Below are 18,226 nucleotides of genomic sequence, written 5' to 3'. Positions count from 1 at the left end.
TGTTGGCCGTGGCAGCCACGCTGGAGCGACCGGGATCCTGCATCGCGCTGGGCGCGTAGTAGTCGGCGAAGGCACTCGTGGGCGTCTGCACCACTTCAAGCTCCAGCAGGTCGCTGATGTCGATCCACTCGGTAGCGGCATAGGGGTCTTGCGAGTAGTTGCCGCCCACCGCCGTGGTCTTCTTCAGCAGGAAGGCCTGGGGCTTGATCTGGGTAGCCAGCTTCTCCAGGTCGTTCGTGTCCACCGTGCCCTCGGAAGGCGCCGTGCCCTCTTCGGCCTCGGCGTCGTAGAACGCCGTGGGGCTGCCGACGCCGTCGGTGGGTACCGAGGCCGCAACCGACTCATCGGCGGACGCGTCGTCCTCAACCGAGGACACCTCGGCCAGGCCACGGGACAGGGCCTCGGCAATCGCCGCCTGATCGGCGGCGTCGAAGAACTCGCCGTTGGGCGTCTCCTCGGCCGTTTCGCCGTCCTCGGCCACGGCGGGCATGGTGGGCGTCACGGCCTGCATGGCCGCATCGGATTCAGCGGAAGCCGCGGTCACCTGGAACAGATCGGCCGTCTCGACGGCCTCGGCCGCCGCCTCGTCCACGGCTCCCGTGGCCTGGGCCAGCACCGTGTCGGTACCGGTCAGGCTTGCGGGCAGCGCAGCATCGGGCGCCGCGGCACCATCGGCGTCAGTCGACAGGCCCGTGGCCTCTTCGATCAGAGCGCTTGCCTCGTCCAGGCAGGCCAGGGCGAAGGCCGCGAAGCCGCCGGCCAGCGAAGCCGTACGCACCTCGGCGGTGTCCTTCGCGGTAACCTTGAACACCGTGACGGCACCGGTGCCGTCCACGGTGAAGGCCGTGCTCCACAGGTAGGGCTTGTCGCTCCAGCTCTGCTCGTCGATCACTAAGGTGTAGGTGCCGGCCTCCAGCGTGCCCAGCACCGTCTCGTCCACTACCTTCATGGTGCGGCGCTCGGCGGGCTGGCCGTCGGCGCCCTGTACGGGCACCACGGCACCGGAGGCATCTTCCACATGGAAGGTGAACTCCGCGCCGTCGACGAAGGTGGCGGTATCCGTAGGGGCCGTCACCGTTACCTGGCCGGCGTTAGCGCCGGGCTCCAGGGTAAGGGACAGATCCACGGCCGCGCCGCCGTCCTCGACCACAAACTCAATGGGATCGGCCGGCAGAGCAAAGGTGGTGCCGTCAGCCAGCTTGGGCGACTCGACCAGACGCAGGCGATAGGTGCCCGGGGCCAGGCTCTTCAGGAACACGGGGCGGCCTAAGCCAACGCTGGCGCGCTGCACCATCTGCTCCTCGGTGGCCACCGCCGACTCGCCCTCACCCACAATCTTCACGCGGCTCAGGCTGTACTTGGCCGTGTCGGACGCCGCAACGCCCGCGGCAGCGATGTCGATGCGCACCGTCGACTGGCCCGCCACCACCGCAGGAGCCTCGGCCAAGGTGCACTCCATGGCCAGGTCGATAACGGTGCCGTGGCCGTCGGCCTCGAAGTACGACACCTCAGCGGGAGCAATGAAGTCCCAGGTGCCGTTCTTCTCTACCTCGATCTCGTTGCCAGTGGGCTGGCCGTTCTTGTCGTACTCGGGCTCGGAAATCGTATAGGTGTAGGCCATGGTGGGAGCCTGCACCATCTGAGCGAAGTAGGTGCCCTTGGGCAGGGTGGCCAACAGAGTCTTCGCGTCCTTCGTCACGGGAATGCGGTAGGCGGTCTCGTCCACCGTCTCCTCGCCCTCAGCCGGCAGAACCACCTGGCCGGTGGCCGGATCAACCACATCGCCGCCCTCGGTGCGAATGACCACGTAGGCCGGGGTATCGGCACCGTAAGCCGACACGGTCAGGTTCACCGGGCTGGCATCCCAGATATGCTCGAGCGTATACTCGCGCTCGATGGGATCGCCCAGGCCCACCACGTAGAAGTGGTCAGCTCCGGCGGGCGTGGTGTAGCCCAGGCCGCCGCCCAGCTCGCTGGACATCTGGGGCGAGGATGTCACCTTGATGCCGTAGTGGCCGCGAGGCAGCTCTGCCACCTGCACCTTGCCGTTGGCAGCCACGGGCACAGCCTCGTAGCCCTCCACCACGGGGCCCTCCACGTAGGTGACCTTTTCCTCCATGACGGGGTTGCCCTCTTCGTCCGTGACCGGGTTGCCCTCCTCGTCCACCTTCGGCTCAGAGGTCTTCTGCTCGGTCATGGACACAATGGCCACGGTTCCCGGGGCCTCAGGGCTGGCGCCCTCGGCATGCAGAGTAACCGACACGGGGCTCTTCACCTCGATACGGTTCAGCGACAGCGAGCCGCTTACCTGCGAAGGCACCTCGGAGTCATAGACGTTCACCTCAACGTAGCGACCCTCTTCGGTGCACGAGACGAACTTGCCAGCCTCGTCCTTGATGTAGTTCTTCTTGCCAATGGTGATGACAGCCACGCCGTCGGCGTTGGTGCCGTCGGCATTCACCGGGCCCTCGTACTTAGACAGGCGCACCGGCGTGCCGTTCTCAGCGTATACCTTCTTCTTCTCGTCCTTCGTGGCAGCGTCGACGCTGGCAACGATACCCGTAGACACCTTTTCGCCGTCTTCGCCCGTGGTCTCGGAGGGGTTGGCCTCCACCATGGACTCGTGGGCGGTGATGTGGAAGCTGAGCGGCTTCCACTTGGTGGTGCGCTCCTCTACCTTCTGCTTGCCGTCCTCGCCGGCAACCAGCACGCGGTAGGTGTACTCGCCCTCCTGGAAGGGCAGACCCTCAGGGGTGGTGCCTACCGACTTGATGACAATCCAGTAGTCGCCCTCGGGCAGCGTGAAGTCGTCGCCGCCCAGCACCATGGTGGTGTTCGGCGTGAGCTCGAAGTTCTCGATAGCCACATTGCCCGTGGCGTTCACCACGTCCACAATGATGGGCTCTTCCAGGCCATCGGCATCAACGCGCAGCGACACCTGGCCCTTATAGGACACGACGTTCTCCTCGAGGTCGTCATCGCCTTCGGTGGGGATGTCGGTGACGGTGCCGTCCAGAATAGGCTCGACGCCGCGGGGCATCACGTAGGTGAATTCCACGCCGTCCAGGTTGCGGTCACCGTAATTGTAGGCAATCAGCTCGCTGACGAAGTCCTGGTTGTACTGCAGGGCCGTGGTGTACTGGCCCAGCATGACGCCACGATGGTCGCGATAGTGCTCGCCAGAGTAGTCGTAGTTGGCCGGCTGCCATCCGGCATGGGTGTCCTCGCTGCTGTAATAGCGACGGGTCTCGTAATCGGACACACCGGAGCCAGCCGTGGCCGTGGAACCGGAAATGAAGCGCGAGGACGTGGCCAGCCACGCCTTCTGCAGATGCAGACGGGTCTCGGACCACACCAACGGCGTAGTGCTTTCCCAGCGATCGTCGTCAGCCGTGGCGTTCACGCGCGGCTTGGTAACGTAGGCATACCAGTCGCGCACGAAGCGATGGCGGTTCTCCAGGGCACTGGCGCCATTGGTCAGGGCGTTCTCGCTGTTCTGGCTGCTTCCGCCCGTGTTATGGCTGTTCGAGCTGTCGTACCACCACACATAGTGGGTATCGCTGGGCAGCTGGTTCTCCACCGAAGCCTTCGTGCCCGGCTTCGGGCGCGGCGTGTAGCGAGTAACCTGCTTGTTGTTGGACACCTTCATATCAGTATCCAGCAGATAGCCCAAGCTGTAGTTGTCAGTGGCTGCCCCCGTAGTCTGAATATTAGTGTGGTAGTTGCGATCGGAGCCATTACCGGAGTTGTAGGGATAGGCGTACATGCCCATGCCATTGATGCCCCAGCCGTTGATGTTCCACCCGGTGCTGTACTGACCGTAGGAATTGCCCTCACCGGGGATGTAGGTGTAGGAGCCGTCGAACATCTCCCAGGTGTCGGTCTGCTCCGGCTTATCGCCCGAGAAGGCCGAGTCCAGCATGAGGTAGTCCATGTCCATGTACACGTTTTCCGTGGCGAAGCGGAAAGCGCCCCAGCTGTCGCGAACCGACTGATCGGTCCAGGCCGTACCCGTGTAGGCATCGCCATTGTTGCCCAGCGGGCTCACATGGCCCGTCCAGCCAGAACCCTCATGCCAGTAGTCGGTATAGTAGTACTCGCCCACACGGGGGAAGTAAGCAGGCTCCATACCCGTGGTGCCCGTAGCCACGTTCAGGCGATCGTCGGTAATGCCCTGGCGCTGATACACCTGGGGCAAGTTGTCCACCGAAGCGTACACGTCGAAGTACAACTCGATGCGGTCGCCCACCTCCATGCGGGTGGAGTCCGGCATAATCTCGTCGATGGGGCGATCGTACTGCAGCGCGTCATCCACAATGGAGCCGCCCTGATCGCCGGCGTTCTCGACGCGGCTTACCTCCGCAGCACCCTTAGGCAGCTCTTGGCCCACGGGAATCCAGGAAATCTTGAACAGCGTGAACGTGGTTTCCTGGCTGACCTTCTTAGAGGCATCGCCCTCGGTCAGCGTACCGCGCGGATCCAGATCAGCGAAGTAGTCGCCATGGCCACCGCCCGTGGTCACGTAGGTGTTGTTGTAGATCATGGCGCCGCCGTAGTCGGGCAGGTTGTAGTCAGCCACGGGCTCCACAATGAGCTTCATGCCGTTCGTGCGCTTCGCATAAACGTCGTTGTTGCTCACCCAGGTGCTGCTGCCGCGCTTCTGGTAGTTCTCGTACCAGCTGACCTTCAGGTGCTTCGCCAGGTACTCGGCGGTGATGGTCTGATCCTTCTCATCCTTCAGGTACTGGGTGGGAATCATCTCGTAGAACACCGGGTTGTACAGCTCGCCTTCCAGCGTGGTAATACCCACGTTGGTGCGCTTCGGCACGTTGGTCAGGCTGTTCTTGTACCAGAACTGCTCGCCGGGGATGTAGCCGGTCTTCTGCTTGGCGTTGGCGTCGTACAGGGCTGCCGCCTCGTCGGCGCTCTGGAACACCTGGCTCTGGAAGCGCATGACGGGAGTGCGACGCCAAATGGTGGTCATCTTGCGCTTGCCCTCGTCCTGTTTGGTCAGCATGACATCGTGGGATACCGGGTCGTTGTCCACCATCACGGGCGTAGGGCCGGTGCTCTTCGCCGTGTCGACGAAGTCGATGACCGTCTCCTGCTTGTCGGTATGGGTGAAGGACACGTCGGCCTGGCTAAAGGGCTGCCACAGGTTCTGCTGCTCGCCACCGGTATGACCCACGGCCGTGTTGTCCAGGCGCGTGTCCTGGTAGCGGGACACGCCCAGCAGGGACACGTCGTCCAGCGGGAAGGCCGTAACGCCGTCGGCCGTGGCCGGCAGGTCGAAATAGGTCATACGCACGCCGGTAACGTCACGGAACACGTTGCCGTTGGCGGTGTGGCCTTCGGGGGTCTGCGCACCTTCTTCGGTCACGTCGCCCACGGTGTAGCGGGCCGCCAGCTCTTCGTAGCTAACCCAGGCACCGTCGCCCGTGGGCGCATTCACCGCAAAGGGCGTGATAGTCTCACGCTCTTCCAGCATCAGGGTGGCCGGCGTGGCGGTCTTGTTCCAATCGGGCACGTAGTACTCGATCTTCACCTCGGGACGACGATCGGCCGCACTCGTGTCAACGCCGTCGCCCGTCAGGTTCTTGCTGCCGGGCAGCAGGGCGCGGCTGCGCGCCGCATCCGACGCCGTGCTGGACAGGCCGAGGCGCTTGGCCGGCGTAGTGTTGTTCCACTCCGCGTTATCGGTCACATCGGCGCGGGGGTACCCCAGCTCCTCGATGGTCTCGTCGGCGGTGTAGGTGGGCTTGCGGGTCAGCTCGAAGAAGCGCTTGCCCGCCGGATTGCCATAGGCATCGAAGCCCTGAGTGCTGTCGTTGTAGGAGCCCTGCACCGTACCCGTGCCGTTCACGCCGCGCATGAAGGACACCGTCACCGTCATGGTGGCCTCGTGCCAGGTGCTGTTACGAATGTTGGTCAAGCGCAGACGCATGCGGTTGCCGTCGGCGTTGGCCGGCTGGCCCGAAGCCGACGTGGGATTCAGCTTCTTGGTCTCCCAATCCCAGAACTCCGGCGTGATAGCCACGCGGTTAGCGTCATTCTCGTCGCCCGGCTTTTCCTTCACATGGGTATGGAACACTACGTTGGAGTGATCGTGAGCGGCCAGCTGGTTGTAGCCGTCGAAGCGCACGGTGCGCTCGTCGGCCTTAGTGATGAAGCTGTACTTCAGCAGCGTAGAGTCGTTGGCCACGCAGTTGTCGGCCACACCATTGCCCGTGGAATGGGCGCCGCGGATATAGCCGATTTCGTCAGCATCGCTGGCGAAGTCAGCAGTAGCCTTGTTGTTGCCGCCGCCCGAGCCGTCGTTGTTGTAGCAACGGTACTGGGTGTAGCCATGGAGCGGAGCCGCCACGGCATAGAAGTTGGCGCGCAGTGACTTGCCTTTGTAGGAAGGCTCGTCGTTGCGGTTCGTCTGGTTGGCCTCGTCGTTGTAGGCCTCGTCCTCTTCCCACTCGTCGGTCATTTGGGTAATAACGCGGATCCACACGCCGCGGCCCGGATCGATTTGACTGGTGGCGTTGGCGTTGTTCTTGGTGGCCGTGTAGGCGTCGCCGATGGAGAACACCAGGTTGCGGTTCTGGTCGTACTGCTCGTCGCCCGTGCCGAAGGTGCGGCCGTCGCCCTCCCCTGCCGTGGCGCGAGACAGATCCACCTGGGGATCCACGTTGATGGCGCCGGAGCCATCGGCCTGGGTCAGCTTCGCCGTCACCGGCAGTACCGCACCGGAGCCCTGGGCAGCGCTGTTGTTATCCACCCACTTCTTCTTGGTGCTGTCGTAGTACTTCTCTACCTCCCAGCCCACAATGCGCTGGCCCTTGCCCACCTCGAAGCGGGCATCCACATGCTGCAGAGGCAGCGGATCCAGCTCGAAGGGAGTGCCCGCATCGGAGCCGCTGTTGGTCAGATCGGTGCGCACCTTCTGCGATCCGGCACCGACGTACAGGCGGTACTCCACGTAGTCACCGGCATACAGGTCGCCGTTGGGGATGCCGCTGCCGTTGGTGCCCGTAGTGGCATCGGGGTTGTAGCTGACCGGCGACGTAGCGGACTTGCTGTCGGCGTCGTAGGCGAAGATGGAGGTGGTAGTACCGTTCATCTGCACCTTCTTGCCGCGCTGCATGTCGGTGGTCAGCACGCCCAGGCGATGGGACAGGTCGTACTGACGCGTGTTGTCTTCGTGGCGCACGATACTCTTCTTGTTGGGGTCGCGGGTGACCACGTCGGACACCGTCAGGCCCGTAGTCATGCGCATACCGCCGAAGCCGTTGCCCTGCTTGTCAAAGGTAGGCGTGGACCAGTAGTTCCAGTTGCCCTTCACCGGATCGTTGCCCGTTTCCGCGGCGGTGCGGAAGTCCTCCACCTCGCGATCGGCATACACGCCATCATAGGCAAAGGCGAAGTTGTTCTGGTAATCCTCGTTATTGCGCGAGCGGTTCGCGCCCAGCCACTGACCAGAGTCCAGCATGGTGGCCGGCTTCTCGCGGTTGGAGTGGGGCGAGACGAACAGGAACTGCGCCGAGGTAACATAGGGTGCCGCATAGGTAAGGTTCACCGAAGGGTCGGCTTCGAAGGCGCCGCCCAGGGTGTTTGTCTTGCCCGTAGCCGCATAGTGGCCCACGATACCAGCCTGCACCAGATCGACCACATGCTTCTTGGCGTCAGCCTCGGTCTGACCCGCAGCCAACGTGTAGCCGGCCAGGTTCGCGCCAAACTCATCGGCAAACAGTTTGAACAGCTCGTCGGTGGACTTATCGGCGTTGGCCTGCTTCACCTCGGTCATACGCAGATACTTCTCGATGTCGATGACGAAGCAGCCAGGGTACACCGAGCTGGCATTGGTGTTGCTGGTGAAGGTGGCCGAGGTGCCAGAGCCCGACACCGTACCGGACAGAATACCCAGGTTGATCATATCGTTCCAGGAAAGGCGCACGGTGGCCGTGGTGCCCAGCTGCACGTGGTAAACCGTGAACTGGAAGTCCTGAGCCCGGAACCAGTTGTCGTCGCGACTGTGGGTTCCCACGGGCACGAACTGAGCCGGCACGTACACCTTCTGCACACGCAGCGAGTCGGCCCCACCGGTAACAGGCTGGGTAAACGCCGGGTTCCAGCTGGTGCGCAGGCGCACCTGACTGATATGGGCGGCACGGTTCTCGTCGTCCACGCCCTCGTTCACGTCGTTGATATTCCGGAAGCGCGTCTCGTAGCGCACCACGTTGGGCGTCAAGTTATCGGCCTGGTAGTCGGGCACGTCGGGGCGGTTCAGGCTGTGGTAGTTGTCGCCGTTACGATTTACCGACAGCCAAGAATGATAGCCGTAAGGGATCAGGTAGCCCAGGAAGTAGGCCGTGTCGCGGTTGCGATGCTCGATGCTGGCGTTGCTCGAGCTCTTCCAGTCGGTGTGGCCCGGGTGCACGCCCGAGAACGACTGGGCCGTGTAGCTGCCGATGGGCGTGGACAGATCTTTGAAGTTGTAGGAGCGCGAGCTGACATGGTTGCGGGCATCCACTACGTCACCGCAGCTGTCGTGCTTGCCCGAAGCCAACTTGTAGGCAGGGTGCTTCTGTCCCTTATAAATGTAGGGGCGACCCAGCAGGCGGATGTCGATGACGCCGCTGTTGCCGTCGCGATCCACGGACAGGCCCGTGTGCTCGCCCGTAATGTCGCCGTTGCCGTTGTAGGGGCCCAGGTTCATGTCGTAGGTGGCAATGAACTCGTTGGTGTCCAGCGGAATGGTGACCATACGGTTGCCATTGGCGGCCTTGTAGTCGATGATCTCCTTGTGGGGCTCCTCGTCGGGACGGCTGAACTGAATGTAGCCACCGGAACCAGCCGTGCCGCCTGCGGTCAGGAAGGCCAGACCCTCATTGGAAATCTTGTTCCAAGTCTCGCCGTTCTTTTCGTACAGACCGTCCTGACGCAGCTGGAAGGTACGGCCCTCGGCCTCCTGCTCGAAGATGGCGAAGCCGTCGGTGTTCAGATCCTCGGTGGCGTGCCACTTCTTCGTGGTGAAGGTGATGGTGGCGCGGTCGTAGCTGCGCAGATGGTTCAGCACACCGGCCTTCACCTGCAGGCCCGTGGACAAGAAGCCATAGTAGCCCAAGTCCTCGTCGGGCTGGCACCAGGGCAGCGTGTCGCCAATGTTCACCTTGTCGGCGAAGGACGTGTAATTCCAGCCCCAGTCATTGGGGTAATAGGTGTCGGAGCCCCAGGTGCTGGTGTAGCTCTGATCGCCCGAATAGATACCTCTATAGATAGTATGTCGGTAGAACGAGGTGGCGAAGTTCACGTCGCCACCGAAGAGGGCGTGGCTCGTGCCGCTGACATAGTTATCGTAATCGTTCAGCTGGGTCTGATCCTTGCCGCCCCAGTTGATACCCTCCATGGTGTAGTTGCCGTCGGTGCGGGCCACCACGTTCGTGCGGCTGCGCAGGTGGCGCATGTAGGCCACGCCATCGTAGTGATGCCAGTAGTCGCCCGTACGATGGTAGTCCTGGTAGGACCACGCGCTGGCATAGCGATCGTTGGCATGACGCTCGGGCGTATCGGAACGGGTAAGCGCCACGTGACCCGGACGGTTGTTGCCCGAGTTCGTGCCGCCCACCTCCAGGGAGGTGTCGACGTACATGTTCATGCCGGCGGTGGTGGTCTCGGTGTACATACGACCATTCACCTCGAAGGACATCTGGTTCACGATGTCCTCGATGGACTTGTAGGTCTTGCCGAACCAGCTGCCGTAATCGGGCTGGCGCACCTTGGCGTTCGCCGTATCGCTCTCGGTCCAGTCGCCCTGACCCGAGATGTAGCGGTTCTCGCCCGTAGCGAACTGATGCTGGTTGATGCGGATGTCGTACTCCACCTTGGTCACGGTGAACTTCGGCGAGCCGGGCGTGACCGTCACGTTCTCGTAGTCGTTGATGGGATGGCGGTAGGAACCGGCGCCGTTGTCGTCGCCGAAGCTCTTTACCGGCTCATCGTTGGCGTCGCGCGCCAGCAGGTTCACGCGGAAGTACTGCTTGCTATCGTAGTCCTTCTGCACCGAGTCGGCGTCGGTGCCAGCCAGGAGCGCCTTGATCTCGTCGCCCTGGATCTCCATCTTCTTGCCGTCGGAGTAGGTAACCGTCAGCTTGTCCACATACTGGGCCGCCTGACGACGGATCTTCAGATAGTAAGAGTCGAAGTAGTTGTTGGGCATGGTCTGGGTCATGTGCAGCACCATGCCGGTGTTGTAGGTTTCGGCGCCCACAAAGTACAGGTTGCGGCCGCTGAAGTTGTAGGAGCTCCAGGGACCCTGCTCAGTATGGCAGGTGTTCTCGGGGCCGTACTCGTTGTACTGGGTGTTCACCTGGCGGAAATCGGCCAGCAGCGACACCTGGGACTTATAGCCCACGTCCAGGGCATAGTTGTACTCGCCATTGGAGGCGTAGGAGCTGTTGTGATGGCTATGGCAGTTGTCCCATGAGCCATAGGTGTACTGCGAGAAGCGATGACCCGCGCCCGGGGCGTTGGTAGTGCCACTGGCGTTGGAGTCGTACAGACCGGCGCGGTTGATGGTGTCGAAGTACATCTTCGACAGATAGATCTGCGACCGGTCGGCACGGGTGACCGGCGTGCCCAGCATACCGGGAATCATGTTCGCGCCGCGCAACTTCAGCAGGTAATTCTCAGTTGTGGCCGTCAGGTACTTCGAGGTATCGAAGTTCTGATCGGAGAAGCCCTCGAACACCACATTCTGCTCGCTCTTATTCGAGGAGTGGTCGACGGCCATGTCCTGCCACGAGGACAGCTTCACGGTCTTGAGGTTCTTAATGCCCCACTCGCGCAGGGTCTTCTCTTCGATGACGAAATCGCCCTCGTCGTTGAACGTATACTGGTTGCCCTTGGCGTCAACGAAGTAATCGGGCAGCGCCTCTTCGGCCGGCACGGGCGTGCGGCTGGAAGCGCGGTAGTCCGGATCGGGGAAGAGCTCTACCGTCACGGCCGGCTTAGTGTTGGCGCCGGCGCCCTCGTCGTAGCCCGTGAACACAATGGAGCCCACGGTGCCGCGCTTGAAGGTTTCGAACAGCTCGGCATTCACCGTAACGCGCGTGGTATGGAAACCCGTGTAGTCGCTCTTCGACGAGCCGTCCAGCTGCAGCGCCGATTCGTACTCGAGGGGCAGCTGCAGCGTAACGTCCAGGTCGTCCAACGTGGATACCGAGCGCTCGTTGTACAGGTTGGCCCACAGCTTGAAATCGCGGTCGTAGGGAATGCCCATAACCGTGCGCGAGCCATCGGAGCAGTTGCCGTCGCCCACGGCATGCTTGTTCATATAGTCATTGAAGTTGGGGCCGTACTGGCCATAGGTGTGCAGCGCTAGCGCGGGGAAATACACCTTGAAGTAGGCCTGGGCGCTATTCTTGTTGTTGGGGTGATCCAGCGGCGCCGTCTGCAACACCTGAGCCGTGGCGCGCACCTTCGAGTACTCAATGGGTGCGTTCTGGCCGCTGATGGTGCCTTCGGAGAATTTGTTGTTGTACCAGTGGTTCACCTTGCCGGTCAGCTTCACCTTCACGTCGCGGTTATTGGCGGCGTTCACATGTTTCTGACCTGCGGCAAAATGCGGGTCCACTTCGGAGTAGTTGAACTCGATGCGCTCCAAATACAGATCGGCGCAGTCGGCGAAGTCACCCGTGGTCATATCCAGCTCAAAGGTGTTGTCAGCCTGCTTGTTCGCCGTATACAGCGCCTGCAGCTGAGCCAGGGTCAGCTCGACTGTCTTGCCCTTGGCCACGGCCGTCTTCGTGCCGCCCTCGTCCTTCACATCGCGGAAGTAAAAGGTGGCACCCAGAAGAGCACTGCCCAACTTCGAGGGATCGTTGTCCTGGCGCACCGTGGTACCGAAGTTGAACAGAGCGTCGTTGAGAGTGACCGTGCGTGTCTTGAAGCCCTGAACGTCGTTGACCGGGTCCTTCAGGTAGGGGCTCAGGTCGTCGATGTTCACCGACAGCGTGGTGTCGTCGGCGCGGTTGTAGCCCGCATTCTTCATGGTGAAGGTGTAGGCGTTGCCGTCGGAATAATTGGCCACCTCTACCGCGGTGTTAGCGGCGCCGGTTACTTCGGTGCCCAGCTTCGGACGGGCGTTCTTGCTCTTGGTGACCGTCCAATCAATGCTGGAGCCGAACGTGCCGAAGGTCATGGTGGTGCCGCCGGCCATGAGGTTGGTGTTGCCGCTCATGCGTTTGCCGATGGGCAGCATCATGTCGGGGCCGTACGAGGCCGTGGTGGCAAAGCCGCGGATGTTCGTCGACACATTAGTATGGCTGTCGGCACGACCGTACAGGTACACCACCGGAGCATTGCTTCCCGTGGCATGGTCGTTCACCTTGCTGTAGCGCACGCGCACCATCTTCACGGGAGCCTTCTCGGAGGCGCCCGCAGAGACCGTGCCGTTTACCAGGCCATTCGTAGCCACCTTCAACGTAAGAGTTCCCTTGGCGGCATCCATGACCAAGGTGGAACCGTCGCCCATGTCCACCGAGCCGCCCGAGGCGCCCAGCTTCTTCAGGGCCGCGACGATGTCGTAGCTCTTGTTGGGAGCCACCTCTTTTTCGTCCTTCATAATGGTGCCTGTGGCGTTGTGCTGATCAAACACGTCGATGGAGCTGATCTCGCCATACTGGTAGTACCAACGTGTCTCGGTGATGGGCTGGTGGGTAGTCTCATCCTGCATCGGATTGCCTTCGCTATCCAACACCGCCACGGCACCGTACTTGAAGCCCGGCACCACTATGGAGCGCGTCAGGAAGCCGCGCCACACATCGCGCGTGCCATCGTTGGCCTTGGTCAAGTTGTTCACCAGCAAATCAGTGTCGAAATCGCTGATGGAGTAGTTGGAGTCGTTGGTGAGGTTGTAGCGGAAGTAGGCGATTTCGTCTTCCATGTCGCCCCAACGATAGGGTACCGCGCTGGCCTGATTGTTTCCCGCAGCATCGATATAACCGTAGGAGGCGCTGACGGCCGGAGCGATCGGCACATACATGGAGTGCAGCGTGGCGCTGTCGCCCTTGCCTAGGTTCGAGTTCGCATTCTCATAATCGGTACGGAAGTAGGAAGACACCGTGATGTCGCCCACCTCGTCAGGCGTACCGATGATCTCCACCATAGCTTGAGCTTGCTCGACGGTCTTGCTCTTCGAGAACTCTTCCAGGTTGATTTGCACATCCAGCAGGTAGGCAATGCCCAACGGTTCCAAATCGAGGTAGTAGTTGCCCGTAGCAACGCCGTCCTTGTACTCGGGCTTAAAGGAGCTGACTGATACCTCTTTCGTGCGGCGCAGCACATCGCCGGTGTTATTGGTAGCGTAGTAGCCCAAGGTGATCTTCTCGATGGGCGCCACCGCGTTGTCACCGAAGAAACCGGGCCCCAGCTTGATTTTGCTGGCCACAAACATATTTTTACGAGGCGTCGTGGGATCCAGCACCGTATTGCCCGAAGCATCGGTCAGGCGGCGCATGCCGTCGGGAATAGGGCCGATAGTAATGACAGCCGGAGCCATACGCGATTCAGATTCATTGCCAAAACGGAAGCGATAGCCGGCATTAGGCTGCTTAACCAAAGCATTCCGGCTGTCCGCCTCTTTGGCCATATTGGAGTCGGTTGTGCCCGACCCGTCATACATAGAGAATACCTTGTCTACATTCAGAGGCACAGGATTCTTGGGGGCAAAAGCGGCCATCACGGGTCGCGTCGTCACCTTCGGCTGATTGAACTTATTATTCTGCGCGCTCCAGCGACGCTCACCATAGGTGATGTCAGCGTAGTTGTCATACCGACCGCTAGTGCCATTCGATACGCGCTCCATCATGAGGCCCGTAACATCAATCGAGCTAGACACTTTGGTATCAGTGGGTAACTGATGTTTGAACAGCACACGGAACACGCCCGTAAAGACAGCCTCGATCTCGCCATCTTTGAAAGTGTATTTACGACCAGGGATCTCACCGATCTTCTTGGCGCGCAGCATCTGAGCGATGCCACCCCTCACGGTGTCGACCGTGCCTACGCGGTACAAGGCGTAGCTATCGTCGGCGGCGCGTTCCACCTCGGTGAGGGCAGCATCTAGGTTTACCCAGCTTACATTGTTACTCTTGTCTTTAACCTGGAACTGAATGACTCCATTATTTTTGGTGGTGTCGTACCAGTCGGACAGGGCCGCCGAACGATGGGCCTCGTCGCCTTCGCCCACCATCTGAGACTCTTCGCTCGCATTCACACGGATAGTGATGCCTGACAACTGGAAACCATGGGGCAACTGGTCGGACAACTCGGGGCCGTAGGTGGCCTTCGCATCCACACCAAACAGCGGAGTGTTTGATTTATTGTTGATAGAGTCGATCGTGTACGTGACCATCTCGCCAAGCGGAGCATCCTGACGTTCAGCCAAAGCCCCAGTGCTGATATGTTTGGCACTTTTTGCTAGCGTTACCTCATTTTTCGGATTAGCAAACTTGGAAATAGTCTGCTTCTCCTCCATCCATTGGTAGTCATTGGAGTTGCCGTCCTTGTCGTAACCGCGGTTACCGAAGTTCACCGTAGCGTAAGTCTTCAGCTTAGCAGTGGGTAGATCCTTGTCGCCACTGCCGTAGTTTGTTGTATAGGGCATGGCCACCAGCAACGTGTGAACGTTTGACTCATCCTCAGGCGGCGTATAAGTAGGACTTACCGATAGATTAGCCTTATCGGTATGAGAGAACAGGTGTTTACCATACGGCATATCCTCTTCTCGAATATCGACCGCAATCTGGCCCGCCTTGCCGCCCGTACCGTAGGCAAGCTCTTGTAGACCAAAATCTTTCACATTCGAGAAGTCAACAAAGTCAATTTGATTAATCTCATCATCAGTCAGCTTAGACACGTCATACACCAGGGCACCGCCCTGCTTCGGCTTTCCGATATACATGGCCGACTTCTCGTCGTAGGCAACGTTATCGTTCTTGTTGAACGCGCCCGTACCGTTCTTCTGCTTCCAGGTAAGCAAGTCCTCGGCTCGGATGCCGGGGGTAGAGCCCGTGGCTGCATCAAACATAAGTACATAGTTGAGGAAGTCGATTTCGGAGTCGCGCGTATCGGAGGTATTTTCCACCTGCACCTTATATACCGCATAGTTGTACTGATCCCACAACACGGGCGTATTCATAGAGCGGTTGGTGAGCTCCCATTTCAGGTTCGTTTGAATAAAAGTGGCACGCAGCACGTTGGAAGCGCCCTGAGCACGAGGTCGACCAGGTTCAACCTCAGTAGGGCTGTAACCCACTTTTTCGGTGCCATCGGCATTGGTGAGTGTTTGATACTTGTACCCCAAAAGAATGGTGGCGCCAGTGTTATCGGGCACCGTGCCGACGAAGCGCACCTGGCCCGTTAACGTTGAGGCACCAGGAAGCAATTGGTACAGCTTCTCACTACTCGTACCTTTATAGCGAACGTACCAAGTGCCAGAAAGGCCAGTATTGAGGGGGCCCGTCTCCTCATCGGTCATCTCTTCTGCGGTATACCAGTTGTTGCCATCCTGCGAGAAATCGTAACGATTGATGGCATCGGTGTCGGGAAAGTAGGCCAAGCGCTGGTGGTCGTTTTTGAACTTCACCTGGTTTTCAGGTACCAGCTGAGCTTTCTCCCACTCATCAACGCTGAGCGTTTCCTTGGAGCCCTTGGCATCGAAGTAAAGGTAGGGAATATCTAAGCGGAAGATAACGGCCTGATCGCGGCGCTCGTCCATCTCATATATTTCAGACTTACCTAGATAGCCCGATTTGTACGTAGGGTTCGGCTGCAGGCTCATGTACACCTGCTCCGATGTTTTGATCATCACCGTATTGGTAGTGTTGGGCACCGGCGTACCGTTGCCGATATGCAGGTTCGGATCCAAGTAGGTATCGGGCAGCTTGTCCACGCGGTCGTTGGCGAAGGGCATGATGCCGGTCATGGAGGTGAGCAGGAAATCGAAGCCCGTTACCGAGTCGTACAGCTGCGCCGGCGCGCTTTCGGGATGCTCCACGTAGTTGGCCGCGGGCTCTTCGGGCTCGGCCGGCTCTTCGGGCTGGTTGGCCTCGGCCGGCGGCTCGGGCAGATCGGCCCCCTGGGGCTCGTCGGCGGGCTGGTCGCCCTGGGCCGGCTGATCGCCCTCGGGCTCGTCGGTGCTTGCGGGCTGGTTGCCCTCGCCACCGATGGTGGGCAGACCGGGCAGCTGGGGCTGATCGGTTGGCTGAGCAGGCTCTTCTTCGGCCTTCTGCTGGGCCTCGACCTCTTCGTCGGTCATGAAGGCCTCGCCGTACTCGGCGGCCTGGAAGGCTGTCTCGATATCAAAGGACTCGGCGTACACCGTGTTGTCGCCGGCGGCCACTGCGGCCACCTGCACATCGAAATGCGCCTTCACCAGCTGAGACTTGTCCGCGTTGCCCTCGAAGGCCACGGTGTTTTCCGCATAGGGAGCAGCCACATACAGCGTACGGCTCTGACCAGCGTCGATATGACCGTCCTTACCGGAGCGCGACAACTGGATGCGGCCCTCTTCGGTAACAGAGTAGGGCAGCGCCTCCAGGCCCAGGGCCTCAACGGTAGAGGCCTTCAGGGGGTTGATGGAGGCAATTTCCTCGTCGGACAGGCCGGTAACATCCAGCACCATGACGCCGCCCTTACCGGGCACGCCCACGAAGGTGTTGTCCTCGCGCGTTTTCTTGGAGGTATCGACTTCGCCCTTGGAGCGGTTGGCCTCGGGCTGGTCGTCCTTGTTCATCTTGTAGGCCATGAGAGTTTCCAGGCCCAGACCGCCCTTGCCCTGATAGTCGGCCGGGAAGAACGCGCCCAAAGCCACGGCCGTAGCGTCGGGGGCCTTCTCGGGCACCGCGTAGGCAATAAGCTGAGTCAGGTAGCCCGTGCCGCGGCCGTCGGCCGTGCGAGGCATAGCGGCGGACAGCGGCTTCACAGCCAGGTTCGCCTTGGCATCGCTGGTTTCGTTGACCAGGGCGTACATGCCGGCGCTGCCACGCTTCACGTTACCGTACTGGGGCTTGGCGCCCTCCTCGGCGCCCGTGAAGGAGTGGTATTCGTATCCGTAGTAGACGGATACGGGAGCACCTTCAGGTGCTCCGCCCACGAAGCCCAGCTGTACCTGGGGAAGCGCCACGTTGGCGTCGAGCTTGCCGCCGTTGGCGTCGTAGCGCAACACCAGGCGGCCAGACACGCCGGCCTTCAGGTCGTCGGCGGAAAGCTGCAGGTACTGACCGTCATGCTCTTGCCACAACGACCAGCCGGCCGGCAGGGCGTCGGCGAACACGGCAGCGCGCATGGCGCCCTTCACCGTGGCTGCATCGGCAGCGGCGGTGGCAGCGGCGGTCTGGGCGTCTTTCAGCGAGGTGGCGGCATTGTCGGCCTTGGCGATGGCGCGCGAAGCCTCGTTGGCCAGGGCCGTGCGCAGTTTCCATTCTTCCTGAGAGTAGGTGGTGGCTACGTTGCCCTCGTCGTCGGTGTACAGGTACGGAGCCTCAATGGTGAACACGAAGCGATCGCCCTCGCGGGAGCCGGCAATGAAGCCGCCCTCCAGGCTGGCGTCCAAGTTGCCCAGCTCGAAGTTGGCGCGCGCCTTGGTGCCCTTCACGTACAGGCCCTGGGCGCCGCTGTAGGGAACGCCGGAAATGATGAGGTTGGGACGCACGCGCGAAGCCAGGTCGGCCTTCTTGGTTTCCTTCGCCTGATCGGCGTCGACCGTTACCTGGGGGAGCACTTCGGTAGCGGACGTGAGCTTCTGGGGCACCAGCGAGGCCAGCACCTTCTGGTCGAGCGCGGCGCCCTGCACCGTGGTGGCCCAGGCCGTCTTCTCGTCTTCGGCGGCCTTCTGACGCGCCTCTTCCTCAGCGGCCTTGGCGGCCTCTTCCTGATCGGCCGTGTCGGCCATGGGCGTGGCGTTGTCAGCCAGCTCGTCGGCGTAGGAGGTCAGGGCCGTGGCGTCGAACATCGTCAGCGCCAGCAGCAGCGACAGGCACACCGACAAAACCTTCGTCCACGTTTTCGCGGCAAAGGAGTTTATCGGCGCCGGGGCAGCCGGCACCTCCGTATGCCAATGGGCTTGGGAGTCGTAGGCGTTTTCACGCTGACGGTCGCTGCGCCCCTTCGCAAAGGCGCCCGCCAGGCCTCCCTTATTCGTGGCGTTTCCACGATTATTTTGCGTATTGTGTTCCAT

The 18,226-nt window shown here is 61.1% G+C and carries 1 protein-coding gene (cut by a window edge); it reads right to left on the bottom strand.

Annotation, left to right across the window (positions count from 1 at the left end):
- Positions 1–18,226, bottom strand: the beginning of a protein-coding gene (locus QZ307_RS00380; protein WP_295994214.1) for a PASTA domain-containing protein. 20,102 nt of this gene lie to the left of the window's left edge; 18,226 of the gene's 38,328 nt are visible here — the first part of the coding sequence; its start codon is at positions 18,224–18,226; its stop codon lies beyond the left edge, outside the window.

The organism is uncultured Adlercreutzia sp., assembly GCA_910585575.1.
GTDB lineage: Bacteria > Actinomycetota > Coriobacteriia > Coriobacteriales > Eggerthellaceae > Adlercreutzia.
The sequence above is the reverse complement of the archived record's forward strand: the minus strand, read 5'-3'. Positions and strand labels throughout refer to the sequence as shown.